The sequence below is a fragment of the Desulfoplanes sp. genome, from assembly GCF_054921335.1.
This window is the reverse complement of record NZ_JBUDSQ010000039.1, coordinates 1-25,703: the sequence shown is the minus strand read 5'-3', so window position 1 is coordinate 25,703 and position 25,703 is coordinate 1. Positions and strand designations below refer to the sequence as shown.

Genomic DNA, 25,703 nt, shown 5'->3' with positions numbered 1-25,703 from the left:
GTGCCGCGGTTCATGATCTTTATATACTCTACATAACTGAACAGCCGATTACGTTTTTTTTCGGTCAGCTCCTTCACGATGCCGAGCTTTTCCAGATGACCAAGAGCCTTGTTGACCGTCGCCGGAGTGATGCCGGTCTTCTTTACCAGTGAACCGGATGTGGCCACGGGGTGTTCCAAGAGTGCCCGATGAACCTGCAGGGTGGACGCTGCCGCACGGCCCAAGCTGCTGATCCTGTCGCGATCCCGGCTTGAGAGGTCAAGAAGATTCCGGGCAGTTTCAACCGCTTGTGTGGCGGTGACGATGACCGCCTCGGCAAAAAAGACGAGCCACGATTCCCAATCGCCGGTCGTGCGTACATTGCCAAGCAATTCATAATAACGCTGACGAAAGGTCTTGAAATAGAGGCTGAGGTACAACATCGGTTTCTGCAATACCTTCTGGTCACAGAGCAGAAGGGTGATCAAGAGACGACCCAGACGGCCGTTGCCGTCGAGGAAGGGATGGATCGTCTCGAATTGTACATGGGCAAGTGCCGCCTTGAGCAGCACTGGGGTTGGCGTGGGCGTGTCGTGGAGGAAGAGTTCGAGCTTGCCCATGCACTCCAGCAGTTCATCGGCAGGAGGGGGAACAAAAGCCGCATTGCCCGGCCGAGTGCCGCCGATCCAGTTCTGGGTGCGTCTAAATTCCCCCGGGGCCTGATTTCTGCCCCGGCCTTTGCTCAGCAATACGCTATGAACCTCACGGAACAACCGGAGTGACAGGGGCAACCCTTTTTCCAGCAGGTACAACCCGTGTTCGAGGGCTGCGACATAGTTGCTGACCTCACGCACGTCATCAAGGGGAACACCGGGTTCCTGATCCAACTCGAACAGCAGCAGGTTTGAAAGTGAGGACTGGGTGCCCTCGATCATGGAGGAAAGCACCGCTTCTTTACGGACATACATGTAAAGAAACATCGAGGTATCCGGCAGCAAGGTAGAGACAGAGTCCAGCCGCCCGAGAGCCAGGAGCGCCTGATCGAATTTGGTACGTAGTTCCGCCGTCCATTCTATGGGCGGATGCGGCGGCAACGGCGCCGGAACAAAGGCTCGTGCCTTTTCACCTGCCGTGGATATGGTTACATATCTGCCCTGGAGGTCTCGTTTCATGCTATCCGTCTCGAAGGTAAAATAAGATTTTTTGTTATTTTAGCTTAAATCATCTTTGTAAAATAACGCACGAAAAAAGATAAGGCAAGAGGGAGAGCCCCAAAAAACATTTGTAGTAGCTTGGACACGCAAAGTCCATATTCCGTCAAAATTTCCCGACAGGTCGAAATCTTTGGAAACTTTCAAACAGGGTGTTTTGCAGACGTCATATAACGTCATTCGGACACGTTGTATTGCCTCAGGTCGATCTGTTTTTCTGCACCTCCCGGGGCGCAGAAAAACGGGCACGGCACGCCGTGCCCCTACGTCGGGTGCATTTGGAAATCTACCTGATGATCCATGTCATCTAAATAATGAATCTTTTTCCCAGCGGGCAGGATTGGTCTGGATGTACTCCCGGATGCGATGCAAATCCGATGTACCACGGATAACGTGTTGCCAATAATTGCGTTGCCATAATTTTATACAGGAAATCCCGCGTGATTCATTGACACGTCTGGTCACGACGGACTTGAAGGCTCGGACAAGGGTTGAAATCGAACCGCACACGGGACGGCCAAATCGTTCTCCCGTAGGGGCACGGCGCGCCGTGCCCTCATAATGGACGCCGTCGCCGTTTTCTCATTATACGTATGAATCCTCATCGTTGCACCCCACAACCCCGGAACCAAACAAGGCCCCTGCTTGCACAGGGGCCTTGTTTGGTTCCGGACGGGCGGTATCCGTCCGGCTAAGGAGGTGGGATGGAACATTGTGATGGAAAGAATCAACCCATTGCGGATGATCCTTCTTCTTCGGTACGGATGCGGATGGCCTGTTCCATGTCCTGGACAAAGATGACGCCGTCGCCTTCGGCACCTGTCTGGGCGCCTTCCTTGATGGCGGTCAGGGCGGCGTCCAGGAATTCGTCGTTGAGACCGATTTCCAGGCGGATCTTTTTCAAGAGATTCACTTCCATGACCACGCCGCGGTAGGTTTCGGTAAATCCCTTCTGCCTTCCGCTGCCCAGGCTGTTGGTGGCGGACATGTTGTATATTTTCTTTTCATAAAGGGCCTGTTTGACGGCATTGAGCCGTTCGGGCCGGATGTATGCGATAACGAGTTTCATGATTTTTCTCTCCTTGATCTTGGCGGGGTGTTTCCGGGTCTGCTTTCCCCTGGCTGCCTGGTGAGATGCCTTCTTTTCGCTCTTTTATCAGGGCCTTTCTGGGTTCCGGGAAGGGGGGCACGGCGCGCCGTGCCCCTACGGATTATTCCGGCATTTTTGGGTGGTTGGAAACACTCGCTGATTGTTCGTTGTCCTGGTTCTGCTGTTTACGTTGCACGCATACCTATTCCGTGGTGAAGATCTGAAAGCCGTTGTAGGATTCCATGCCGTGCTCGGTGATATCCAGGCCTTTAAGTTCTTCGGTTTCGCTGGCTCTGATACCGCAGACCGCCTTGATGACCTTGAACATGACCAGACCGGTGCCGAAGGCCCAGGCAAAGACTACCGCCACACCCATGAGCTGAACCAGAAGGAGACTTGCGCTGCCGCCGTAGAAGAGACCGACCTGATCACCGTAGCCGGGGGCTGCGAACAGACCAACTGCCAGAGTACCGAAAGCGCCGCAGACACCGTGAACGGAAACCGCACCAACCGGATCGTCAATGTGCAGGACCTTGTCGATAAATTCTACGGACAGGACTACCAGAAATCCGGCCATGAATCCGATGAGGATGGAACCTGCGGGAGAAACTTCGTAACAACCTGCGGTGATGCCGACCAGACCGGCGAGCACGCCGTTCAACGTCATGGAGGTGTCGGGCTTGCCGAACTTGATCCAGGCCATGATCATGGCGCCGATGGCACCGGCACATGCGGCCAGAGAGGTGTTCACGGCGATGTATCCGATGGTTCCGTCAGCCGCTGTGGTGCTGCCGGCGTTGAAACCGAACCAGCCGAACCAGAGGATGAACACGCCCAGTGCTGCCAGAGGAATATTGTGACCGGGAATGGCCTTGGCCTTGCCGTCCGGGGTATATTTACCGATACGGGGTCCAAGAACGATGGCACCTGCCAGGGCGATCCAGCCACCCACGGAGTGGACAACGGTGGAACCGGCAAAGTCGGTAAATCCAAGCCCTTCGAGCCAGCCCGCACCGGAATCGCCGAGCCACAGACTGCCCCAGCACCAGTGGCCGGAGATGGGATAGATAACCGCGGAAAGCACCAGGCTGACGACGAGATAGGAGCTGAACTTGGTCCGTTCGGCAACACCACCCGAGACAATGGTCGCTGCCGTGGCACAAAATACCGACTGGAAGAACCAGAAGGTCAGGGTCCATTGACCGTCGCCTGTTTCAGGGGTGATCCCCGAAAGTCCGAACCCGCTGGTGCCCAGAAATCCGCCGGCATCCAGACCGAACATCAGGGCGAAGCCGAGAAAGAAAAACGAGATGGATCCGACCCCGAAATCGACGACATTCTTCATGATGATGTTTCCGGCATTCTTGGCACGGGTGAATCCGGTCTCGACCATGGCGAACCCGGCCTGCATGAACATGACCAGAAAGGCGGCCAGAAGCGTCCACAGGATGTTGGCATTGGCCTGGGAAAGGGGTTCAGACTCAGCAAGGGCTGCCGTGGGAAGAACCGCACACACCAGGGCACCCGCAAGCCACATTGATTTAAAGAATGTTCCGAAAGATGACCTCTTGTACGACCACGACATAAAAAAGCCTCCCTTGTTAAAAGTGGGTTGGAAACAATGTTGAACGATGTTTCCCTTAAAGCAAGAGAGGGGCCAGGTTTTTATTATATTGATATTATTGACTAAAAACAAACAAGCTGCTTCCCCCTATTTCAAATTAAACAATTTTGTTATTTACAAAAAGATTTAAGTAACTTTTAAGCTTGTAATTTACAATTTTAGCAAAAAAATACATTTTCCAACCCTCTCCCCCTCTCCCCTCGGCAACGCCGGGCGTCTGCTCGGCCTTGCCGGCACACACGGATAATGATCCATTCATCATTGCCCCAAAACGCCAAAAGCCCTTGCGGGCAAGGGCTTTTGGAATGGAATACGGCAAAAAAAACGATGTTATCGATACGGCGAATCATCCGCCTTGATCACCCAGCTGCAGGTGAAAATGGCGACAGCAAAAAACCGGTCACAGTATGCGATGATCCGCTCGAGCACATTTTCCTCGAGCCGCTTGAACAGACGCGGTGACGGTTTGGGGATAAAACTCCGCTGGTTTCTCTCGTTGAATGTAAACACATAGGGATCGCCGGCACCGAATGTGACAGCGCTTGCCTTGAACATGGTTACTACCTCCTTGAGTGGTTCCTTGAAAACGTCTCTGTGTCCGCCTTTGCCCAAGAAGGCACAAAAAGGCAACGGAAATTTCAAAAAAGCCACTACATCTTTTAACATATTAAAATATAGGGATATAATAGCTCTCTTTGCAACCGATCAACCCCGGCGATCCGCCCTCCCCAACCAGAAAAGTACGGCACTACCGTTCTGACGGACCTCCAGGGAGTACACACCGGAAAGCGGGGTCTTGAGCCAGGCCATTTCCGTATCTCCCAACCAATCCATGAGTCCTGCCCTAAATTCCTCGATGGACAACAAAAGGTCATCATCCCCCGGGTCCGGATCATCCCCGTCAATCCGGATGTCGGGATGATGGACCAACTCGATATCAAGAACGCCGGTAAGAGAAATGCCCCTGATGTCCAGCAACCGACTGTTCACGATTCTGGAGGAGAGGATGGTGACGGACTGGAGGGTAAGGGGGTAGGACATGGAACACTCCTTGGGTGACAACATGAAACATGGTAATCAGGGCACAGCCACCCATGAGGGAAGCATCTTCCATACCATGTCGGTCTATCCGGATTGCGGACAGGGGAGTGCAAGGGAGGCAGGAGACGCCCCCCGTAGGGGCAGATTCCATATCTGCCCTTTGAGGAGGCCAGAGGAAAACGCAGGCTGGAGGAGAACATAAAGGATGCGGGGAGACAGGACAGCAGTGCACAGTGCACAGTGCACAGTGCGCAGTGCGGACTGCGCAGATCCCGGCCTGGGGCGGGATGACGACCATTGGCGGGAGGACCATCACTGGCGAACGTTCATAGTGGAACGTGATAGATCTGTTTCGGGACTGAGCACAATTCCCCGCAAAATCGAACATGCATCTCAAAGGGCAGACACGCAGGTATGCCCCTCCAGGAAGGGGGTTCGGTATAACCGTCAGCCTCTGTCTTACCTTTTCGGGTTTCCAAAAAGTAATCCCCCGAAGGTCGAAACATTCAGGGGACACGGGCATTCTCCAGAAACAGTCAACTCATCCCTTGTAGCCGATGGTCCGCAAAAAGCCCTTGCGCGCGGCAATATCTTCTTCGGTCTCGATCCCCTTGGATGCGGAACCATCGATGACCCCGAGGATTCCCCGTCCTTGTTCGGTCTGGGCGATAACCACCTCCACGGGATTGGCCGTGGCACAAAAGACCCGGCAGACCTCGTTCACGTTCTTGACCGCGTTGAGCACATTGAGGGGGAAAATGTCCTTCATAAAGATGATGAACATATGGCCGGCGGCCAGACTGTAGGCGTTCTTCCTGGCCAGCTCCACCAGTTCGGGGTCTGTCCCGGAGTAGCGGACCAGGCAGTCCTGGGAGGCCTCGCAAAAGGCGAGTCCAAACTTTGCCATGGGCACGGCATTGATCATGGCCTCGTGGAGATCCTCCACGGTCTTGATAAAATGGGACTGCCCAAGGATACAATTCATGTCCTCGGGTTTTTCAACGGGTACGCTCAAAAGTTCCATAGGGTTCCTCCTTTGTAGGCAGGGTGGGGGTTATCTGGATAACAACGATGTGATCCTTCCCGAAGAGGGCCGGTACTGATACAGTTCGGCCTCCCAATCCAGCGGACAGGGAAGGGTCTTGGAAAAAAAATCCAAAGGATCCGTACGTACGGTCACGGCGGGGTGGTCAAAGGCTATACTGTAGAGTTCGCCCCAGGAGGTGGAGTAAAGAACATCCGCCCGTGTCAGGTATTGGTCGTCCCCGTCCCATCCTTTTTTCAAGAAACACAAAAGCTTCATGACCCTCTTCTCTTCCAGCAACTCCTCCTGGTTGGCGGTGAACACCTCTTGGGGCGGGAAGACTTCAAGAACGCCATTCAAGAGCCCCTGGAGAAAAGAGACAGACACGGGAGCGAGGCTGGGGTTGCCACTCACGAGAAGTCCCCGCCTGTATACATTGTTCACGGCCAGCCAGGCCGAAAGACGGATGGGATCGCCATCCTTGCGGACCACCTCCAGGGCGTCCAGAACCCGCGGTTCGTGCTTTTTACGGGCCTTGACCGCGAAAATCTTGCTGCCGTCCGCACCCCTTTCGGTAAAAAAATACAACTCCTGGTACTCGATAGGTTCCGGCCCCAAGAAAAACATCCGCCGGACCTTACCCGGCTCTCGGCTGAAATAGGCCGAGATGGTCCGGCCAAGGGCGGTCATCTCTTCGGGACGGATGGAAACATCCATGTTCGCCGCAGAAACCTTGTCCCGAATACGGCGATAGGCCCCGAGCATGAAACGGTTCATGGCCTCGCCAACATCCATGCTCTTGGCCATGGTCCACCGCCTGCCCAAGGCACGGACCCTGTCCCGGTCGATGGCCGATGATTGGAAATAAAAGGAGAGCACGCTCTTCTCTTCCTTGCGACGGGGATGGTCCAGGGTAAGGTCGATCTCGTCCATCCTGATCTTGGAGTGGAAACTCTCCTTGAGCAACGTACATCCCTCTTTGTCGCCCAACTTCCCGTAGAATTGCAAAAGTTCCTTGTACAGCAGTCCGTAGGGATCGATCTGGTAGACCTCCCTCTTCCCCGCAACAAGATTCTCTTTGATCCTCTCCGCGAGGAGGGTATCTGCCGATGCCCCCTCCAGGGCGTATTTTTCGAGCAACCCCAGCTTGAGCAACGATTTGTAGGGATTGCGCGCCGAACCGACAATCTGCCAGAGCGAAGCCCCAAAAAATTCCTCCTTGGGTATGGCATCGATCTCTCCAAGATCGCAGGAGCGCTCTTCCAGGTCCTGGCAGAACCTCTGCTCCGCCCCGTTGCAAACGACCCACCACCGGGGCTCCTTGCCGGCGATGAGCAGAGCCGTCCGATAGAATTCCTCCTTGAGGAGGAGGGCCTGGGCGGAACCGGATCCCTCCTGGGAGAGTATCCCGAAATTGTTGGCCCGGATCTCTTCCATGGTCATGACAAAAAAATGCACCTCAAGCCCGTACTCTTCCCTGGCCCAGGTGGAGAGTCCGTCGCATTTCATGGCCACACGGGCCCGTTGGATCTTGTCCGGCCCTTCTCCGGAAAGACAGACCCAGACATCCAGGTCGGACTTCTTGTTCTGGGCCACGGTCCCCACGGACCCGATGCTATACAGGGCGGCGATGGAGACAATCTCGGATTTGACCGCTGTTCGGGAACGCTCCTTTATGAAAGGAAATATCTCGTCGAGAAGACGCATCTGGGTGTGGTCCGGCTCGAACCCCTCGATCCTGCACCCGGGTATGCCCCGAAGATCCATATACTCTTCGAACCGTGCCGAATGGAGAAGACAGGGCAGGAGACGGAAAAAATCATTCTGGGTCGGTCCGAATTTTTGCACCGCCAGGGAGAGCCTGCGCTGGTTGTTGTCCAGCATCCGCTGCTCCCTGAGACGGGCGACCTGTTCCGTCCGCCAGTGCTGAAGCACGGCCCGGACCGCACCGGCATCAAGGTCTTTGGAAAGATGGGGACCGGTATCTTCCTCGAAACGGGTGTCCCAAAAGAGCGTTTCCCACCTGGCCCTTCCAAAGACGGGATCCATGGAATCCAGATCCTCGAAGACACACCCCGTAAAACCGGTATCCCTGGTCGAGGTATTGCGCATGGTCAGGGACGAAAAAACCGTGTCCTCAAACTGGGAAGAAACCGTCTCGACGCCCAGGCAACGGGACGTGGAAAAAGCGACCCGGTTGAAGACATTCCCGGACATGCACGAAGCGACGAACATGCAATCATCCCAACGCGCGTGCCTGCAGACACACATGGTCACCAGTTCACCCTGTTTGGAACACCCGGAAAATACGACACTGTCTAGAAGCGACACCGACCAGGTATTCTGGACAAAGGTGGATGAGGCAAAGGTAGAACCAAAAATATCCGTGGCTTCGAACCGACACTTGGAGATCTTGGTCCCTTGCATGTTTCCCTGGTCGAAACGGCATCCGACAAAGGTGCACTCCTTGAACTCGCAGCCCGAAAAATGGGTCCCGGTCAGGGTGCATCCCAAAAACCGGACCCGGTCGAAAACGGTCCGATTGAAATTGCAGTCGTTAAAAACCACGGACTTGACCGTGCACTTGGAGACGACCCGGTCCTCCAGGACGGACCCGTCGAACCGGGAGTTTTCCAACCCGGCATAGGTATGGAGAACCTCCTTGAGTTCAAGCCGCCTGCCGGCGAACAGACGGATGATCCGCCGGGACAGAGGGACGGAGGAGGATTTGCGTCCCTGCCTCCTGGACGGTCTTTCCTTGGGCCGGACCACAGGGGCCGGGAACCGCCGAGTAAATCCTCCGATGGCCTCCCGAGCGTTCGCTCCGGTCCGGTCACCTCCGTTCTGCAAGCATATCCTACGCACACCGTCCGGATCGATACGGCAGAGGCGTTCGAGCACCTTCCGGTTCAGGAGATCCGGATTGGCACCCAGGGTCCGTCCGGTCCCTCGACCATGCCAGGGAGTGGGCAAAAAAAAGGAAAACCGGGCCAGGGCAGGAGCCAGATCAGAACGGTTCTTGATGAGAAATTCAAGAATGGAACAAAGCCTCGGCCATTGCAAAAAGAACAGCCCCCGCAACCCGGCAAACATGGGAGCCGGTTCCATGTGCGTCATCTTTTTTGCCAGTTCAACGGGAATCTGTTCATCGCACCCCTGACCGAGCTCGGCAGCAACCCTGCAAAAACGCACCTGCTCGTCCTGGGGAAGGTCGTCAAAATGGGATCCCACGGGAAACACAAGAGCGGTCTCGTCCAGGGCATAGAGCACGCTCACGACGCAGAGTTCATCGGCCCCGGACAAGGGGCGGCGTAAAAACCCCTCGAACCAGAGCAAAAAATCCCCGTGTTTGATCACTTGGAGGAGCAAAAAGGGGACCCTGATCCCCTCTTTTCCGATCTGGGCAAAAAATCTGTACGTTTTATAGGGGTCATAACCGAATACGCCGTCGAGACGATACTCGGCCCATTCCCGCACTTGACGGCCGCACCCATCGACCTCGGCCAAGGCCTGGTGCATGATCAACAGTTTTTCTTCCTGGGTAAAGCGGTCCAGCCGGGAGAAGACCTCCTGCTCATTCCACTTGGCCATGGCAAAAATATCCAGGGCCATCATCCGACCGACCCGCCCCAGCCAAACCAATGCCTGTCCGCAGGAAAAGGCCAGGGCACACTGGCCTGTCCTGGTGGCAAGCCGGGCGAGAAGAATCCTGCACTCGGCTACCAGATCGAGAATATTCTCTTCGCAGCTGGCCCCCTGGCAGCCCTGGACGATCCCCGCAACAACACCGGGCGCACGTTCCCAATTCTTGAAGTCGTCGCTTGCAAGAATGGTCCGGAGCTCCTCTATCCAGGTTGTGATGGTCTTTTGGGAAAAATCCATATTCTTTCCAAAAAAAATACCGGCCCGGTCAGGGCCTGGCTGAGATGGCGTACTTTTTGAGTTTGTACTGGAGAAGACTTTTGGAAATACCCAAGAGTTCCGCGGCCTTGACCTTGACAAACTGGCTCTGGACCAGGGCCCTGCGGATAAGAGCGGCCTCGATTTTTTCCATTGTCCTGGCCAGGTCGAGCTCAGAGGGCAGCAGGTCGACCGCGCTTTTGAACTGGGTTTCCTCGTCCTTGAGTTCTGCCGGCAGATCGTCCAGGCCTATGGTTTCGTGGGGTGAAAGGACCACGCTCCGCTCGATGACGTTTTGGAGCTGACGCACATTACCGGGCCACTCGTAGGCGGTCAGCCCCTGCAGGGCCTTGGTGGTCAGGGTCTTTTCCGGAACATTGTTCTCCCCGGCATATTGCTGGAGAAAATGGGCGGCAAGCAGCGAAATATCCTCCCGCCGTTCGCGCAGCGGAGGCACCGGAATATGCACGACATTGAGCCGGTAGAAAAGATCCTCACGGAATCTCCCCGCGGCCACCTCGGCCTTGAGATCCTTGTTGGTCGCGCTGACCAACCGGAAATCGACATCGATGGTTTTGCTCCCCCCCACCCGTTCAATGACCCGCTCCTGGAGGACGCGTAGCATTTTGACCTGGAGGTCTGCGGAAAGTTCGCCAATCTCGTCCAGAAAGAGTGTTCCATTATCGGCCTGTTCGAACCTTCCACGCCTACTGGCCACGGCTCCGGTAAACGATCCCTTTTCATGCCCAAAGAGTTCGCTCTCCAGAATACCGGGGTTCAGGGACATACAATTGACCGAGATGAAGGGGTGGTCCCTCCGGTCCGACGAGGCATGGATACCCCGGGCTATGAGTTCCTTTCCGGTCCCGGATTCACCCGTGATCAGGACCGAACTCTTGGACGGTGCGACGCGGTCCATGAGTGCCAAAACGGCCATGATCGCCTTTGATTTTCCCAGAATATGGTGTTTGTCGAACTGCTGGGTGATGGCCTGGCGCAGAAGCCGGTTCTTCTGCTCGGCCCGGGCCAGTTTCATGGCCTTGTTCACGGAAAGGAGCAGCTCTTCGTTGGAGAACGGTTTGGTGATATAATCAAAGGCCCCGCATTTCATGGCCTCCACGGCGTTGTCGATGCTTCCAAAGGCGGTCATGATCAATACGGGAATATGCGGATAGTCCCGCTTGACCCGCTCGAGAACCTCTTCGCCACTCAGCCCGGGCATCTTCATATCCGTAATGACCACATCGACTTCGGATTCGTCCAAAAAGGTCATCCCCAATCTGGGATCACTCAGGGCGGTGACCACATACCCCTCGTCCTCAAGAATGGTTTGCAGGATCAGCAGATAGTTCTTTTCATCATCCAGGATCAAGATATTGCCGGTCATATTTTCCCCATATTCATTCCAGCCGGTCTTCCCGGCATACTATCCATTTTGCTTCTATGCATCCCGGTCCTCGGCCAAGGGTGTGCCCGGAACCGTTGCGAACACGATCCGTGCGCACCCCCCGCCCCCCGGATCATTGTCCAGTTCCAAACGGGCTCCATGGGATCGGAGAATATTGACAACAATGGACAGGCCGAGGCCGGTCCCAAAATCCTTGGTCGTATAAAAGGGCTCGGGGTACTTTTCGAGCATGTCCTTCTGGAAACCGGGCCCATCGTCATGGATCTCCATGGCGATCCCGTCCGCCCCCGGAACAAGAACGATCCGGATCTCACCGGGCCCTTCCATGGCTTGGGCACCATTGGTCACCAGATTATAGACCACCCTGTAGAGGAGATCGCTGTCCCCCTTGACCACCGTGTTACCGGGACACTCCGCACGGATACCGATGCCCCGGGTCTCCATAGCGTTGCCCAAAAAGGCCACGACATGGTCCACGATACGGCACAGATCCACGTCGTCCATTTTTGGTGTCTTGGGACGGGCATAATCGAGAAAATCACTCACGATCCGGGCCAACCGCTCTGTCTCATCCAGAAGGGCCTCCAGGATGGAGGCACGCGAATCCTCTTCCTTGCGTGCCTTCTTGAGCAACAACTCGGCACTGCTCTTGATGATCCCAAGAGGATTCCGGATCTCATGGGCGATGGAGGCGACCATTCGGCCCATGGAGGCCATCTTCTCGTTCTGGTGCAGCTCGTGCTCCAGCCGCTCCTTCTCCCGCATCCGCTCGGCAAAAATCGCGTCCGCGCGCACAATGAGCATCCACAGGAGAAAAAACAGGACCAAAAAAGAAAGAAAGGTGGTCACGATGATCAGCCGCTGGAAATGGATGACCTCCTCGTAGTCCGGGGTGATATCCTGGGTGAAGACCAATACCCCCATGAGAGGACCGGCATTGTTCAACCGACCCAATTTACGTTCGGCACGGAGGGGATAGGTCGTTCTGAGGACAAAGGACCTGTCTTCCGGTTGGAGGGTGAACATGGCCCGCCAATTAGAGAGCCTGCTCAAAAGCTCGAAGTTGTAGGTGCGCTTTTCCACGGCCTCCCGGACCTGCCGCCCCCCCATTTCCATCTTTTCGAGCACACCGGGATCCATGCTGTAGGCAATCCGGCCCCCGGTATCGTATATCCGTACATCCAGAACATGGAAACTGTGTATGGTCGAGGTGACGACCTGGTCCAGCCGATCATATTGGGCCTTCTCCTTGAGCCGAACCCTGCCGAAACCAAGGACCGTCGGCAGGGTAAACCGCTGATAGACTTGATGGTTCAAATTCTCCGCCAGGAGCAGGGCAAAATCCTTTTTCTTTTGTAAGACCATATTCCTGGCGTAATTCGCCAAAAAAACGGATAAAAAAAGACTGAACCCAAGAATGAGGATGAGGGACCCCCAAGAGAGGAACTTGACGATCTGGAAAGGATGGGCCGGGTCGGGCTTGAAGGGGTTAGGCAAAGAGGCTCCTTGGTATGAAAAAAAGGGGGTACGCAGTATGCAGGACGCAGAAAAAACGGGTAGGGACAGGGCCTGTCCCTACCCGGAATTTCCTTTTTTCTGCAATTCTTTCCAATAATTGATCAACCCATTGGTCGAACTGTCATGGGACCAGACCCGCTCCGGGTTCTCCAGCTCGGGCAGAATCCTTCCTGCCAGATGTTTGCCCAGCTCCACGCCCATCTGGTCAAAGGAATTGATCCCCCAGATCCACCCCTGGACAAAGATCTTGTGTTCATACAGGGCGATCAGACTGCCCAGTGTTTTGGGGTCGAGGTGGTCGAACAGGATGGAATTGGTCGGCCTGTTTCCGGGAAAGACCCTGTGCGGAGCGAGTTCCTCCACCCGTTCGGGGGGCACCCCTTGAGAAACGAGTTCCTCCCGGGATTCCTCCAGGGTCCTGCCACACATCAGGGCCTCTGTCTGGGCAAAGAAATTGGCCAGGAGTTTCTCGTGGTGGTCCCCGAGGGGGTTCAGGGAACGGGCCGGGGCCAGAAAATCGCAAGGAACCATGGTCGTTCCCTGGTGCAGGAGCTGGTAAAAGGCGTGCTGGCCGTTGGTACCCGGCTCCCCCCAGATGATCGGACCGGTCTGGTGGGCGACGTCCTTGCTCTCCTTGGTCACGGATTTTCCGTTGCTCTCCATGTCCCCCTGCTGAAAATATGCGGGAAATCGTTCCAGGTACTGGTCATAGGGCAGGATGGCATGGGACTGGGCGCCCATGAAATCACGGTACCAGATGCCCAGAAGCCCCATGATCACCGGGATGTTGTCCACAAGGGGAGCGGTCCGGAAATGTTCGTCTATTCCATACCCCCCCTCGAGCAGCTCCTCGAACCGGTCCATGCCGATGGACAGGGCTATGGACAGACCGATGGCCGACCACAGGGAATACCGTCCTCCAACCCAGTCCCAGAAAACGAACATATTTTCCGGATCGATGCCAAAGGCTTCGACCCCCGCCCTGTTGGTGGACATGGCCACGAAATGTTTGGCCACTGCTTTTTCGTCCCCGGCCTGATCCAAAAACCAGTTTCTGGCAGACCATGCATTGGTCATGGTCTCCTGGGTGGTGAAGGTCTTTGAGGCCACCAAAAAAAGGGTCGTCTCCGGGGAAAGTTTTTGTAGAGTGGTGGAGATATGGGTCCCGTCCACATTGGACACGAAGTGGAAACGCATTCCCGGATGGCGGTAATGGTCCAGGGCCGTGGTGACCATCTTGGGGCCGAGATCCGATCCGCCGATCCCGATATTGACCACATCGGTAATCCGCCCCCCCGTATACCCCGTCCATTCCCCCTGACGTACCCTGTCCGTGAACGAACGCATCTGTGAGAGAACACCCCGGACCCCACCCATGACATCCTTGCCGTCGACAAGGACCTCCCGGTCCGAGCGGTTGCGCAGGGCCGTGTGCAGCACAGACCGGTTCTCGGTCACATTGATCCGATCGCCGGCAAACATGGCCGCGATCCCCTCCTCGACCTTACGTTCCTTGGCCAGGGCCAGAAGGAGATCCAGGGTCGTATCCGTGATCCGGTTCTTGGAAAAATCAAACAGAATCGATCCAAACCTACGGGAAAACATGGCGAACCTGTCCGGGTCTTCCTCAAACAGGGACCGCATGTGGACATCTTCCATCTGCCCGGCATGGGCCCCGAGGGCCGTCCATGCGGGGGGTACGTTCGTGTCGGTATTCGTGGCCATGATCGCTCCTTGTGGAAGGCGGCAACAGTGCACGGGGCTCAACGCGGGAAGTACGCAGGGCACAGGGCACAATGCGCAGGTTGTTTGGGATGTCACATACAGCAAGAACCGTTATTCACTATCCAAAATATGCCGCCGGGGAAAGCATGGCTCGCCCTGCAGGAAACATCTTGGCGCGAACGTCGCGGTCCATGTCCCCCCTCGGACCACGGCTTTTCCCCCTGCCGCATACTGGGCGGGCGCTACGCACTTGCATACCCTGCGCACCTCCGCGCACTTATCTCATTGCCATCAACACCCCTTCGATCTTGTCCAGTGCCCGGGTGATGGTCGCCTCGTCCAGTGCATAGGAGATCCGCACACACCGGTCATCCCCAAAGGCGGCACCAGGCACCAGGGCCACGCCGGCCGTTTCCAGGATGTGCGAACAAAGGGCAGTGGAATCCTTGATCACGTCATTATAATAATGATCCACCTTGGGGAAGAGATAAAAGGCCCCTGCCGGTGCGGGGCAGACCACGTCGGGCCAGGACCTGACACGGGCAAGGGCCAGGTCACGCCGTGCGGCAAAGGCCGTGCGCATCGTGTCCACCGGCTCCCAGGGACCGGTCAATGCGGCCAGAGCACCCTTCTGGGCGATGGAGCAAATATTTGACGTGGACTGCCCCTGGATCTTGGACATGGCCTTGATCAGGGGTTCTGCCGCCAGGGTGTATCCGATCCTCCACCCGGTCATGGCAAAACTCTTGGCCAGCCCATTGACAATGGCAAACCGTTCCGGATGTTTTTCCCACCAGGTAGACAGGGAGACCGGTTCGGCCGGAGCGTACACGAGCTGGTCGTAGATCTCGTCGGAAATGACAAAAATATCGTGGTCAACCGCCCACTGGGCGATCCTGTCCACGTGCTCTTTGGGATAGTGGCATCCCGTGGGATTGGACGGGGTGTTCAATAAGAGGACCCGTGTCTTGGCCGTCCGGTGTTCCTCCAACCCCTCCACGGAAACAAGAAAATCCTGGTCCGGCTCCGTGGGCACGATAACGGATTTGCCCCCGGCAAGCTGGACCATGGCGGGGTAACTCACCCAATAGGGGGCGGCCATGAGGACCTCATCCCCGGGGTCGAGCAGGGACTGGAAAAGATTGTACAGGGACTGTTTCCCCCCGTTGGTGACCACGACGTTTCCGGCCCCGGCCGTCACCCCGTAGAACCGTTTGAAATATCCGGCAACCGCGTTCCTGAGTTCATCGATCCCGGGAACGGCCGTATACTTGGTGAATCCCTGGTCAATGGCCCCATGGGCAGCCGCACACACGTGTTCGGGGGTGGGAAAATCCGGTTGGCCCACGGCCAGGCTGATGACCTCTTTTCCCTCGTCCCGGAGTTTCTGGGTCAAGGCATTGATGGTCAACGTCGCCGATGGCTGGATCTGAGTGATCCGCCGTGAAAGTCGTATGGTATCCGCCATGTATTCTCCTTGTCTCCTTGTGGCATGGCCTGTTCCAGCCCAAAAGAACATGGACCGGGAACAAAAAAGACCTCAAGGGTCTTCGATGAGAAGGCTCTTGAGGTCTTGCAATTCGGTTTGTATTTCCTGAAGAAGGCCGGACCAACGGTTCTGGTCCTGCAAACGCATCCGGGCACCCTCTATGGTCAGCTTGTCCTCGTACAGGAGCTTCTTGATCCGGTTGAGCAGACCGATGTGCTCCACCGTATAATATCTCTGGCCGCTGGGCTTGCGGCAAGGAACCAGCTGGGGGAATTCCGACTCCCAGAACCTGAGCACATGCGGTTCCACCCCGACAGCCTTGGCTGCCTGGCCAATCTTGTACGTCGTTGGCAAGGGATCGGACATGTGACCTCGATCAATGGTTGGCTCCCCCGGCCCCCGTTACGGGAACCTGACTTCCAGCTTGTTCAAAAGTTCTTGTCCTATGCGCGTATGCACCTTGTCAACTTCCTTGTCCTTCAGGGTCTTGGTCATACTCCTGTAGGTCACGCGAAGACTGACATGGTTTTCCTTGGCGTCTTCCTCGGGTTTGTAGATATCCAGGAGCAGGACATCCTCCACCAGAGGCTCCTTGCGGCCGAGGATGACCTCGGCAATCCGGCCAAAAGGCAGGGTCTTGGGGGCAATGATGGTTATGTCTCGCTTGACCGCCGGGAATTTAGCGATAGGACTGAAGGAGCATACCCCCTTGGCAGTGAGGTCCATGAGGGTTTCCAGATTGAGATCGGCAAACCAGACCCTGTCCCCGGCATTGTACCCATCGGCCAGGGCAGGTTTGAGCATACCCACGCGGCCCACGGCCTTCGCACCGGCCATGACCCGCACGCAGGGCTGCAGATAAAAATGGCCTTCCTCGAGAACAAAGGTCAGGGGTCCGATGCCCAGGTGTCCGGCCAGATTTTCTACCAGTCCCTTGATATCGCTGTAATCAACCCCGCCCTCGGCAAATGGATAGCTCCGTGGTTCGCGGGAACCATACAGGAGCAGACCCAGCCGATTCGTCTCTTTGGTCATGGTGTCCGAGGAGGGATCCCGGACAAAGACATGGGCCACTTCAAAGACCCGCAGACGGGTATTCCCCTGGGCCAGGTTATGCTTCAGCGAGTTGAACACCCCCGGCGCGATCTCGGATCGCAGGACATTGAGCTCTTCATTGAGGGGATTGAGTATCTCGACCCTTCCCTCCGAAGGAATGCCCAGCGTGTCCATGTCCTTGGAAGCGACAAAGCTGTAGTTGACCGCCTCATGCAGCCCGCACCCCATGGCCCATGCCTTGATCCGGCCATTGAAGGCGAACACGGGATCTTCATTGAGCATGGCGTCGAGATTCTTGGTGATCCTGGGAAGCCGGACCGGGAGACGGTCCATACCGTACACCCTGGCCACCTCTTCGATGAGATCGGCCTCACGCTCCATATCCAAACGGTAACTCGGCGGAGTGACCCGGTAGCCGTCCTTGTCCTTGGCGAGTTCACACCCCAGGGAAGCCAGAACCTTCTCACAATACCCGTCTTCCACGTCCAGGGCCAAAAGACCGGTGGCCTTGGTCGGGCGAAAGGGTATGGAAGCGGGCTTGTACGGGCGGGGAACCGATCCGGCGACACCCCTGGCGATCTGCCCACCGCAGCAAGTGGCAATGAGATCGGCGGCCCTATCCAGGGCCAGACGCGAGCCCACGAGATCCACACCGCGCTCGAACCTGAACGAGGCATCGCTGCCGAGGGCCAGCCGTCGGGCGGTCTTGCGGATGGTTCCTGGGTGGAAGACAGCGCTCTCCAGCAATACGTCCGTGGAGGTCTCCGACATCTCCGAGTTGGCACCGCCCATGACGCCTGCCAGGGCGACCGGACGCTGACCATCCCAGATGAGCAGATCGCTCGATAAAAGTTTGCGTTTTTTGTCATCCAACGTGGTAAAGGACATCCCCTCTTCGGCCGGGGCGACACGTATCTTGCCCCCCTGGATCAGGGTCCGGTCAAAGGCGTGCAGGGGCTGACCCAGCTCCATGAGCACATAGTTGGTCACGTCGACAACCGCACTGATGGGCCGTAGCCCAACGGCCAGAAGACGGTAACGCATCCAGTCCGGACTCTGGCCGTTGGTGACCCCCTGGATGATCCGGGCAAGATAGGACGGACAGAACCTCGACTGATCGATCTGGATGGAAACCATATCCTCGCAGGCAGGGCCGGATTCAACGGGTTCCACCTTGGGCATGGTCAGGGGCAGGTTGTATGCGGCCGCAATCTCCCGAGCATACCCGAGAACGCTCAAACAGTCTCCCCGGTTGGGAGTGATGTCGATATCCAGGACCTTTGTCTCCAGCCCCAGGGCATCAATGAGCTTGGTTCCCGGAGCAAGGCCCCCGTCCAGGACCATGATCCCATTGTGGTCGTTGCCCAATTCCAGTTCCACGGCCGAACAGATCATCCCCCGGGATGGCACGCCCCGGAGCTTGGCCTTCTTGATCTTCATGCCACCGGGCATGACCGTACCAACGGGTGCGACCGGGACCTTCTGTCCCCGGGCCACATTGGGAGCCCCGCAAACGATATCCAGGAGTTCCCCCCCGTCCACGTCCACCTTGCACACATGGAGGTGGTCGGATTCCGGGTGGGCTTCACATTCGACAACATGCCCCACGACCATATTGTCCAGATGGGCAAAGGGCTGGGATATCTCATCAACTTCAAGACCGAGCATGGTCAAGCGATCGGCCAACTCGTCCAGATCCCCCTCGTAGGGGGTAAAATCTCGTAGCCAGTTCAGACTGAGCAGCATGCGACAATTCTCTGTATGTTATGTGGATCCGCGGTCCTGGAGAAATACGGACCGCAAAAAAAAGGGCGGAACCATCCGCTATGGGGGGTCAACCGGCCCGGGAGGGACCTGGGTTAGACAAACTGCCCCAGAAACCGGACATCGTTCTCAAAAAACATGCGCAGGTCACCGATGCCGTACTTGAGCATGGCGATACGTTCGATCCCCAGACCAAAGGCGAATCCTTGGTAGGCCTCGGGGTCATACCCGACATTGGTGAACACCGCCGGATCGACCATGCCGCAACCGAGGATTTCCACCCAACCGCTCTCCTTGCACACCCGGCAGGGTTTGCCGTCCACACGGCCGGTGCCGTTGCACATGACGCAACTCATATCCACCTCGGCGCTGGGTTCGGTAAAGGGAAAGAAGCTGGGGCGGAATCGCATCTTCACATCCGCGCCAAATGTGGTACGGATGAAGGCGTTCAGGGTCCCACGGAGATCGGCCATGGTCACGCCCTTGTCGACCAAGAGCCCCTCGATCTGATGGAACATGGGGGTATGGGTCAGATCGGAGTCACGGCGATAGACCTTGCCCGGGGCGATCACCGCAACGGGCGGCTTTTGCTTTTCCATGGTCCTGACCTGCATGGGGGAGGTCTGTGTACGCATGAGGATCTTGTCCGTGATATACAGGGTATCCTGCATGTCCCTGGCCGGATGGTCCGGCGGCAGGTTCAGGGCCTCGAAATTGTAGAAATCGTTCTCCACCTCGGGCCCGGAGACCACCTCGAACCCGAGCCCCGTGAAGGTCCTGCAGATGTCGTTCATGACCAGGGTGATCGGGTGCAGCGAACCCCGGTCCGGGGTACGCCCGGGAATGGTCGGATCGAATTCCGCCAGGGATTCCTGCTCTTCGGCCTGCTCGAGCTTCTGCCTTCTGTTCTCCCAGAGGCGGATCATCCCGGTCTTGACCCGGTTGGCGGCCTTGCCCACCTCGGGTCTGTCTTCCGCAGGCAGGGCTCCAACCTGGGGCATAAGTCCGGCCAGAGCCCCCTTGCGCCCCAGAAACCTGACCCGGATCGCTTCCAGGTCTTCCAAAGAAGAAGCCTGGTCGAGGGCCTTTTCAAGCTCCCCGACCAGGCTCTCCAACATTTCGATCAATGCTTGTCTTGTCACGCTAGTTCACTTTTGCTTTGGCCATTTCAGCCAACTTTGCGAATGATCCCTTGTCGTTGACGGCCATGTCGGCCAATATTTTCCTGTTCAGTCCGACCTCGGCCTCGCCAAGGCCATGCATGAACCTACTGTAGGAAATACCGTGCTCCTTGCAGGCCGCACTGATACGGGTAATCCAGAGTTTGCGGAATTCACGCTTTCTCTGTTTGCGGTCACGGTAGGAATAAACGAGCGCCCGCTCGACCGTCTCACGCGCGGTACGATACAGTTTGCTCCGGGCCCCGCTGAAGCCCTTGGCCATCTTCAAATATTTCTTGTGCCGCCTGTTCGCGGCTTTACCTCTTTTGACACGCATGTAGAACCACTCCTCTTAGAAAATAGTCGGAACGAGCCGCTTGACGGACTTGACGGTGCTCTTGTCCATGGTCGTGGACTGGCGCAGTTTTCTCTTCCGCTTGGCGTTCTTTTTGGTCAGAATGTGCTGGCTGTTGGATCTGTTCCGTTTCACCTTGCCTGTACCGGTGGTGGTGAACCGCTTGGCAGCACTTCGGTTTGTTTTCAGTTTAGGCATACACCCCTCCTGTAATGAACTCATTATATATCAAAAAAAACGGATGGTTGTAACGGGAAGGAACATCCGTTTTCGAGATACGCTTGAAAGCACGTGGGGCAGACCGCATTGCCATGCAGTCTGCCTGATACCTCGGAAATAAAATAGCAAATGCTACAACGTCTGGGACGTAGGCGGAGACTCTTATTTGCTTTTGGGTAGCGGCGTCAAGAGCAGATGCATGGAACGCCCTTCGGACCGTGGAGTCTGTTCGACCTTGGCGATATCCTTGACCAACTCTATAACACGCTGCAGCAATGCGTACCCCCGGTCCTTATGGGCCATTTCCCGACCCCGGAAAAAGATACTCACCTTGCACCGGTTGCCTTCGGTAATGAACTTACGGATATGACGCACTTTGGTTTCCAGATCGTGGTCGTCGGTCTTGGGACGGAACTTGATTTCCTTGAGCTGGATCGTGGTCTGTTTCTTCCGTGCCAGCTGTTGTTGCTTCTTCTGCTGGTACTGATACTTACCATAATCCATGATCTTACACACCGGAGGGCGTGCATTGGGAGCCACCTCCACAAGATCGAGACCACGCTCCTCGGCCGTCTGCAAGGCCTGGTGCGTGGGCATAACGCCAAGCTGGGTGCCATCGTCTGTCACTACCCGTACTTCACGAACTCGAATCTGCCTATTCCTTCGGGCATTAGTAGATTGTATAGCTCATTCCTCCCTTTTTGAACGGCTCCAAGGTATCGGCCGTTACCAATTCGACGACATCCTCTAAGGGCATTGCCCCAAGATTCTTACCATTTCTCAACCGGACACTGACAAGACCCTGTTCGATCTCCTTTTCGCCAACGACCAGCATATATGGAATCTTGGCCATCTGGGCTTCACGCACCTTGTAGCCAAGTTTCTCGTTACGCAGATCCGCCTCCACGCGTATCCCACCCTTCTTGAGCTGGGAAAGCACCTTGTGGGCGTAGCTGTTGTGTACCTCGGTCACGGTGAGGATCCTTGCCTGGACCGGGGACAACCATGTGGGAAAGGCCCCGGCATAGTGCTCAATGAGAATTCCCAGGAACCGCTCTACAGCCCCAAGGATGACCCGGTGCAACATGACCGGCCTGTGCCGTGCTCCATCTTCGCCCACATAGACCAAATCGAAACGTTCTGGCAAGGTAAAATCGCATTGGATCGTTGCACACTGCCACTCACGGCCCAAAGCATCCTTGACCTTCACATCGATCTTGGGGCCATAGAAAGCTCCATCACCGGCATTGATCTCATATCCCAATCCGGAGCCCTCCAGGGCCTGTTGCAATGCCGAGGTTGCCCGGTCCCAATCCTCATCGGATCCAATGGATTTTTCCGGGCGGGTGCTGATCTCCATGGTGTACTCGAATCCGAAAAGCCCCATGACATCCCGAACAAAGGCGATGATAGCCTTGATCTCGTCCTGCAGCTGGTCCGGACGGCACAGGATGTGGGCATCGTCCTGGGTAAACTCGCGGACCCGTAGCAGCCCATGGAGCACCCCGGATTTTTCGTGCCGGTGCACATTACCCAGTTCGAAATAGCGTATGGGCAGATCGCGATAGCTACGGATCTGGGACTTGTAGATGAGCATATGGGACAAGCAGTTCATCGGCTTGATCCCGTACACCTGCTCGTCAATCTCCGTGAAGTACATGTTTTCACGGTAGTTGTCGTAATGACCTGATTTCTCCCACAATTCTCTGCGGAGAATGATCGGCCCCTGGACGATGTCGTACCCGCGCCGCAGGTGCTCCTTGCGTTCAAAATCCTCGAGAATGGTCCGTACGAGGGCCCCCTTGGGGTGCCACAGGGGCATTCCCGGAGCGGCCTCGTCAGAAAAGCTGAACAGATCCAGCTGGGTTCCGAGCTTGCGGTGGTCGCGCTTCTTGGCCTCTTCGATCAGATTGAGATATTTTTTGAGATCCTTGGGAGTGGCGAATGCGGTCCCGTAGATCCTCTGGAGCATGGGTTTGTTCTCGTCCCCGCGCCAGTAGGCCCCGGCCACCGAGGTCAAGGTGAAGGCCCGGACGAATCCGGTGTGCGGGAGATGCGGCCCGCGGCACAGGTCCGTAAAATTTCCATGCGTATATAACGAGACATTCTCTCCGCCAAGATCGTCGATGATCTCGATTTTGTAGGTCTCACCCATGCCCAAAAATTTTTTCTTGGCCTCTTCGGCGGACATCTCCGTACGTTCAAAGGGATGGTTCGCGGCAATGGATTCGGCCATCTTCGCCTCAATGGCCTGGAGGTCTTCCGGGGTGAAAGAACGTTCGTAATCGAAATCATAGTAGAAACCGTTCTCAACCGCCGGACCGATGGTCACCTTGGCCGTGGGGAAGAGCTCCTTGACCGCCTCGGCCATGATATGGGCCGCACTGTGGCGGAGCACCTCGAGCCCACGTTCGCTGTCCAGAAAGACCGGCTCCATCTCCCTACACCCGGGATCCGCTTCTTGGCCCAGATCCACGACCCTGCCGTCGCACAGACAAGCCACTGTAGACTTGAGCTTCTTTCCGGAAAGAACCTGCGCCAAAAAGTCCTTGCAGGTCTGCCCTGCTAGGACGTCTCTTTCCTCTCCATTGATCGTGGTCATTTGCTGTCCGATACCCCAAAGCTTAAAACAAGTTAGGGAGGCCTTAGCCTCCCTAATCGTTGATTCCTTAATTGGTAGGCGCGAGGAGGGTTGAACTCCTGACCCCTTGCACGTCAAGCAAGTGCTCTCCCACTGAGCTACGCGCCTACGTCTTGCGTGGAGAGGTTCTTTTCAAAAACCGGCCCTGTTGTCAAGCAGGATTTGTCATTTTTTGCATTTTTTCTTTCCCGGGTCTTTTTTCCGAACCGCCCTCAGAACCCGGTTTGCAAACAAATCGCTTTGGGATAGGAAAGATCGCGTGCGCACCATGTATTGATGTACCCGTGTGACACGGTCCGATAACAAAAAAATTTGGAGTATCTGTCCCCATGAACCATACAATACACAACACCATACACAACACCATCGTCAACTTCATCTGGGGAATTGCCGACGATGTTCTCCGGGACATCTACACACGCGGCAAGTACCGCGACGTTATCCTGCCGATGACGGTCATCAGACGCCTGGACGCTGTCCTTGAACCGAACAAGCAAGCGGTTCTGGATCTGAAAAAACAGCTGGACAAGGCGGGGATTGCCAACCAGGCCGCCGCCCTTTCTCAAGCTGCCGGAGAAGCATTTTACAACGAGTCCCCTTTTACCCTGCGCGATTTAAAATCACGGGCAAAGCAACAACAGCTCAAGGCCGACTTCGAGGCATACCTGGACGGATTTTCACCCAATGTTCAGGAAATTCTGGATAAGTTCAAATTCCGCAACCAGCTCCCCACTCTCATCGAAACCGACATCCTTGGCAGCCTGATCGAAAAATTTTTGAACCCCAGGATCAATCTGAGCCACAAGCCGGTGCTGGACCCGGACGGCCTGGAAAAACTCCCGGCCCTGGACAATCATGCCATGGGGACCATTTTCGAAGAACTGATCCGCCGCTTCAACGAAGAGAACAACGAAGAAGCCGGAGAACACTTCACCCCGCGTGACGTGGTCAAACTCATGGCGGATCTGATCTTTCTGCCTATCGCCGACCAGATTGAATCGGGCACCTACCTGGTCTATGACGGGGCATGCGGAACCGGCGGCATGCTGACCCTGGCTGAAGAACGCCTCATGAATCTGGCCCAAAGTCACCACAAAGACGTATCCATACATCTCTATGGTCAGGAGGTTCAGCCGGAAACCTATGCCATCTCCAAAGCGGACCTGCTTTTGAAAGGTGAGGGAATAGAAGCAGAGAACATGAAATTTGGCTCGACCCTCTCCAACGACGCCTTTCCCTCCCATGAATTCGATTTCATGCTGTCCAACCCGCCATACGGCAAAAGCTGGAAAACAGACCTGGAACGGATGGGAGGCAAAGCCGACATCTCAGACCCCCGGTTCGTGATCCAGCACGGGGATGACCCGGAATACAAGATGCTCACCCGTTCCAGCGACGGACAGCTCCTGTTTCTGGTCAACAAGCTGTCCAAGATGAAGCACGGCACCACAACCGGCAGCCGCATCGCCGAGGTTCACAACGGCTCCTCTCTGTTTACAGGTGATGCCGGTCAGGGCGAATCCAACATTCGGCGCTGGGTCATTGAAAACGACTGGCTCGAGGCCATCATCGCCCTGCCGGAAAACATCTTCTACAACACCGGCATCGCCACCTATATCTGGCTGCTCTCCAACCGGAAACCGGAACACAAGAAGAACAAGATCCAGCTCATCAATGCTTCGGGCTGGTCCGTTCCCTTGCGGAAAAATCTCGGCAAAAAGAACTGCGAGCTCTCCGAAGACCAGATCCGCACCATCTGCGACCTGGTCATCTCCTCGACGGAAACCGAGCACTCCAAAATCTTCCCCAACGAAGCGTTCGGATACTGGAAGATCACGGTGGACCGCCCCAAACGTCTGGTCACGGACCTGAGTCCGGCCAGGCTGGAAAAATTCGACGAGGTCTGCCAAAAGGCCAAGAAAGAGCCTCTGCCCAGATTGGTCCGAAGAGTAGCCAAAGACATCGGCCCCGGCCCCCATTTGGATTTCAATGCCGTCCTCGCTGCCTGCAAAGGTGATGCGAAAACACACGGCGTCAAATTCACGGCCAAGCGCAAGAAAATGCTTCAGGATTCGTTGACCATGTTCGATGAAAATGCGGTCCCCGTCATCAAGAAGGTTCACAAACCGGGAAAGGTTGAGGCCAACCCGCTGTACGGATTGTATCCCGTTGAGATGGACGGGAAGCCTTGCGTTGTGGAGTACGAGCCGGAAACTGACCTACGGGATTCGGAGCAGATTCCCCTTCTTGAAGAAGGAGGCATCGAAGCCTTCGTCAACCGCGAAGTCCTCCCCTACACGCCGGACGCCTGGATCGACAGTTCCAAGACGCAGATCGGCTATGAGATCAGCTTCACCCGCCACTTTTACAAGCCGGTTCCCATGCGTACTTTGGAGGAAATCAAGGCGGATATCTACGCGCTGGAGAAAGAATCTGATGGGTTGCTGGAGCAGATTGTGGGAGTGGCCCAATGAAATTTGTTCCCTACCCTGAGTACAA

19 protein-coding genes and 1 tRNA gene are annotated in these 25,703 nt (G+C 56.1%); 1 reads left to right on the top strand and 19 read right to left on the bottom strand.

The window, feature by feature from the left end; all coding sequences use genetic code 11:
• From ACY692_RS09455 to ACY692_RS09365, 19 genes are all read right to left on the bottom strand, one after another.
• The coding region (locus ACY692_RS09455) for a Fic family protein (protein ID WP_462325110.1) at positions 1–1,151 on the bottom strand (1,151 nt) is incomplete at its 3' end.
• A gap of 766 nt (positions 1,152–1,917) precedes the next feature.
• Complete coding sequence (locus ACY692_RS09450; protein WP_462325109.1) at positions 1,918–2,259, bottom strand: P-II family nitrogen regulator; 342 nt, start codon at positions 2,257–2,259, stop codon at positions 1,918–1,920.
• 223 nt (positions 2,260–2,482) lie between these two features.
• A complete protein-coding gene (locus ACY692_RS09445; protein ID WP_462325108.1) occupies positions 2,483–3,817 on the bottom strand; it encodes an ammonium transporter in 1,335 nt (444 codons plus the stop codon).
• Between the two features lie 417 nt (positions 3,818–4,234).
• Positions 4,235–4,459: a hypothetical protein gene (locus ACY692_RS09440; RefSeq protein WP_462325107.1), complete on the bottom strand. Its 225-nt coding sequence runs from the start codon at positions 4,457–4,459 to the stop codon at positions 4,235–4,237.
• A 150-nt stretch (positions 4,460–4,609) separates the two neighbouring features.
• Positions 4,610–4,945 (bottom strand): hypothetical protein, encoded by a 336-nt coding sequence (locus ACY692_RS09435; protein ID WP_462325106.1) that lies wholly within the window; start codon positions 4,943–4,945, stop codon positions 4,610–4,612.
• A gap of 541 nt (positions 4,946–5,486) precedes the next feature.
• Positions 5,487–5,969, bottom strand: coding sequence for an adenosine-specific kinase (locus ACY692_RS09430; RefSeq protein WP_462325105.1), 483 nt, complete (start codon positions 5,967–5,969; stop codon positions 5,487–5,489).
• A 30-nt stretch (positions 5,970–5,999) separates the two neighbouring features.
• Positions 6,000–9,851: a class I adenylate cyclase gene (locus ACY692_RS09425; protein ID WP_462325104.1), complete on the bottom strand. Its 3,852-nt coding sequence runs from the start codon at positions 9,849–9,851 to the stop codon at positions 6,000–6,002.
• Between the two features lie 28 nt (positions 9,852–9,879).
• The gene (locus ACY692_RS09420) at positions 9,880–11,256 is read right to left on the bottom strand and encodes a sigma-54-dependent transcriptional regulator (RefSeq protein ID WP_462325103.1); all 1,377 of its coding nucleotides are present in this window, start codon (positions 11,254–11,256) and stop codon (positions 9,880–9,882) included.
• Between the two features lie 54 nt (positions 11,257–11,310).
• Positions 11,311–12,774, bottom strand: coding sequence for a sensor histidine kinase (locus tag ACY692_RS09415; protein WP_462325102.1), 1,464 nt, complete (start codon positions 12,772–12,774; stop codon positions 11,311–11,313).
• 78 nt (positions 12,775–12,852) lie between these two features.
• Positions 12,853–14,520, bottom strand: coding sequence for a glucose-6-phosphate isomerase (gene pgi, locus ACY692_RS09410; protein ID WP_462325101.1), 1,668 nt, complete (start codon positions 14,518–14,520; stop codon positions 12,853–12,855).
• A 277-nt stretch (positions 14,521–14,797) separates the two neighbouring features.
• Positions 14,798–15,976: a pyridoxal phosphate-dependent aminotransferase gene (locus tag ACY692_RS09405; RefSeq protein ID WP_462325113.1), complete on the bottom strand. Its 1,179-nt coding sequence runs from the start codon at positions 15,974–15,976 to the stop codon at positions 14,798–14,800.
• A gap of 84 nt (positions 15,977–16,060) precedes the next feature.
• Entirely contained in the window at positions 16,061–16,375 is a 315-nt protein-coding gene (locus ACY692_RS09400; protein ID WP_462325100.1) for a MerR family transcriptional regulator, read from the bottom strand.
• 36 nt (positions 16,376–16,411) lie between these two features.
• Entirely contained in the window at positions 16,412–18,811 is a 2,400-nt protein-coding gene (gene pheT / locus ACY692_RS09395) for a phenylalanine--tRNA ligase subunit beta (protein ID WP_462325099.1), read from the bottom strand.
• 113 nt (positions 18,812–18,924) lie between these two features.
• A complete protein-coding gene (locus ACY692_RS09390) occupies positions 18,925–19,947 on the bottom strand; it encodes a phenylalanine--tRNA ligase subunit alpha (RefSeq protein ID WP_462325112.1) in 1,023 nt (340 codons plus the stop codon).
• Positions 19,948–19,972: 25 nt separating this feature from the next.
• Positions 19,973–20,326 (bottom strand): 50S ribosomal protein L20, encoded by a 354-nt coding sequence (gene rplT / locus ACY692_RS09385; RefSeq protein WP_462325098.1) that lies wholly within the window; start codon positions 20,324–20,326, stop codon positions 19,973–19,975.
• 15 nt (positions 20,327–20,341) lie between these two features.
• Positions 20,342–20,542, bottom strand: coding sequence for a 50S ribosomal protein L35 (gene rpmI / locus ACY692_RS09380; protein ID WP_462325097.1), 201 nt, complete (start codon positions 20,540–20,542; stop codon positions 20,342–20,344).
• A gap of 183 nt (positions 20,543–20,725) precedes the next feature.
• Positions 20,726–21,247 carry a translation initiation factor IF-3 gene (infC, locus tag ACY692_RS09375; RefSeq protein WP_462325111.1) on the bottom strand — a complete coding sequence of 174 codons (522 nt, stop codon included), beginning with the start codon at positions 21,245–21,247 and terminating at the stop codon, positions 20,726–20,728.
• Positions 21,234–23,165: a threonine--tRNA ligase gene (gene thrS / locus ACY692_RS09370; RefSeq protein WP_462325096.1), complete on the bottom strand. Its 1,932-nt coding sequence runs from the start codon at positions 23,163–23,165 to the stop codon at positions 21,234–21,236. The genes infC and thrS overlap by 14 nt, the downstream gene beginning before the upstream one ends.
• Positions 23,166–23,237: 72 nt before the next feature.
• Positions 23,238–23,312: transfer RNA gene (locus ACY692_RS09365), tRNA-Val, on the bottom strand.
• A gap of 221 nt (positions 23,313–23,533) precedes the next feature.
• On the opposite strand from ACY692_RS09365, the gene ACY692_RS09360 reads away from it, so the two are divergent.
• Positions 23,534–25,678 carry a type I restriction-modification system subunit M gene (locus tag ACY692_RS09360; RefSeq protein WP_462325095.1) on the top strand — a complete coding sequence of 715 codons (2,145 nt, stop codon included), beginning with the start codon at positions 23,534–23,536 and terminating at the stop codon, positions 25,676–25,678.
• Positions 25,679–25,703: the final 25 nt, after the last annotated feature.

What these genes read in the sequence shown, in the direction of transcription:
- ACY692_RS09450 (WP_462325109.1), bottom strand. Translation starts at nt 2,259, where the DNA reads ATGAAACTCGTTATCGCATACATCCGGCCCGAACGGCTCAATGCCGTC.
- ACY692_RS09445 (WP_462325108.1), bottom strand. Translation starts at nt 3,817, where the DNA reads ATGTGGCTTGCGGGTGCCCTGGTGTGTGCGGTTCTTCCCACGGCAGCC.
- ACY692_RS09440 (WP_462325107.1), bottom strand. Translation starts at nt 4,459, where the DNA reads ATGTTCAAGGCAAGCGCTGTCACATTCGGTGCCGGCGATCCCTATGTG.
- ACY692_RS09435 (WP_462325106.1), bottom strand. Translation starts at nt 4,945, where the DNA reads ATGTCCTACCCCCTTACCCTCCAGTCCGTCACCATCCTCTCCTCCAGA.
- ACY692_RS09430 (WP_462325105.1), bottom strand. Translation starts at nt 5,969, where the DNA reads ATGGAACTTTTGAGCGTACCCGTTGAAAAACCCGAGGACATGAATTGT.
- ACY692_RS09425 (WP_462325104.1), bottom strand. Translation starts at nt 9,851, where the DNA reads ATGGATTTTTCCCAAAAGACCATCACAACCTGGATAGAGGAGCTCCGG.
- ACY692_RS09420 (WP_462325103.1), bottom strand. Translation starts at nt 11,256, where the DNA reads ATGACCGGCAATATCTTGATCCTGGATGATGAAAAGAACTATCTGCTG.
- pgi (WP_462325101.1), bottom strand. Translation starts at nt 14,520, where the DNA reads ATGGCCACGAATACCGACACGAACGTACCCCCCGCATGGACGGCCCTC.
- ACY692_RS09400 (WP_462325100.1), bottom strand. Translation starts at nt 16,375, where the DNA reads ATGTCCGATCCCTTGCCAACGACGTACAAGATTGGCCAGGCAGCCAAG.
- pheT (WP_462325099.1), bottom strand. Translation starts at nt 18,811, where the DNA reads ATGCTGCTCAGTCTGAACTGGCTACGAGATTTTACCCCCTACGAGGGG.
- ACY692_RS09390 (WP_462325112.1), bottom strand. Translation starts at nt 19,947, where the DNA reads ATGTTGGAGAGCCTGGTCGGGGAGCTTGAAAAGGCCCTCGACCAGGCT.
- rplT (WP_462325098.1), bottom strand. Translation starts at nt 20,326, where the DNA reads ATGCGTGTCAAAAGAGGTAAAGCCGCGAACAGGCGGCACAAGAAATAT.
- rpmI (WP_462325097.1), bottom strand. Translation starts at nt 20,542, where the DNA reads ATGCCTAAACTGAAAACAAACCGAAGTGCTGCCAAGCGGTTCACCACC.
- thrS (WP_462325096.1), bottom strand. Translation starts at nt 23,165, where the DNA reads ATGACCACGATCAATGGAGAGGAAAGAGACGTCCTAGCAGGGCAGACC.
- ACY692_RS09360 (WP_462325095.1), top strand. Translation starts at nt 23,534, where the DNA reads ATGAACCATACAATACACAACACCATACACAACACCATCGTCAACTTC.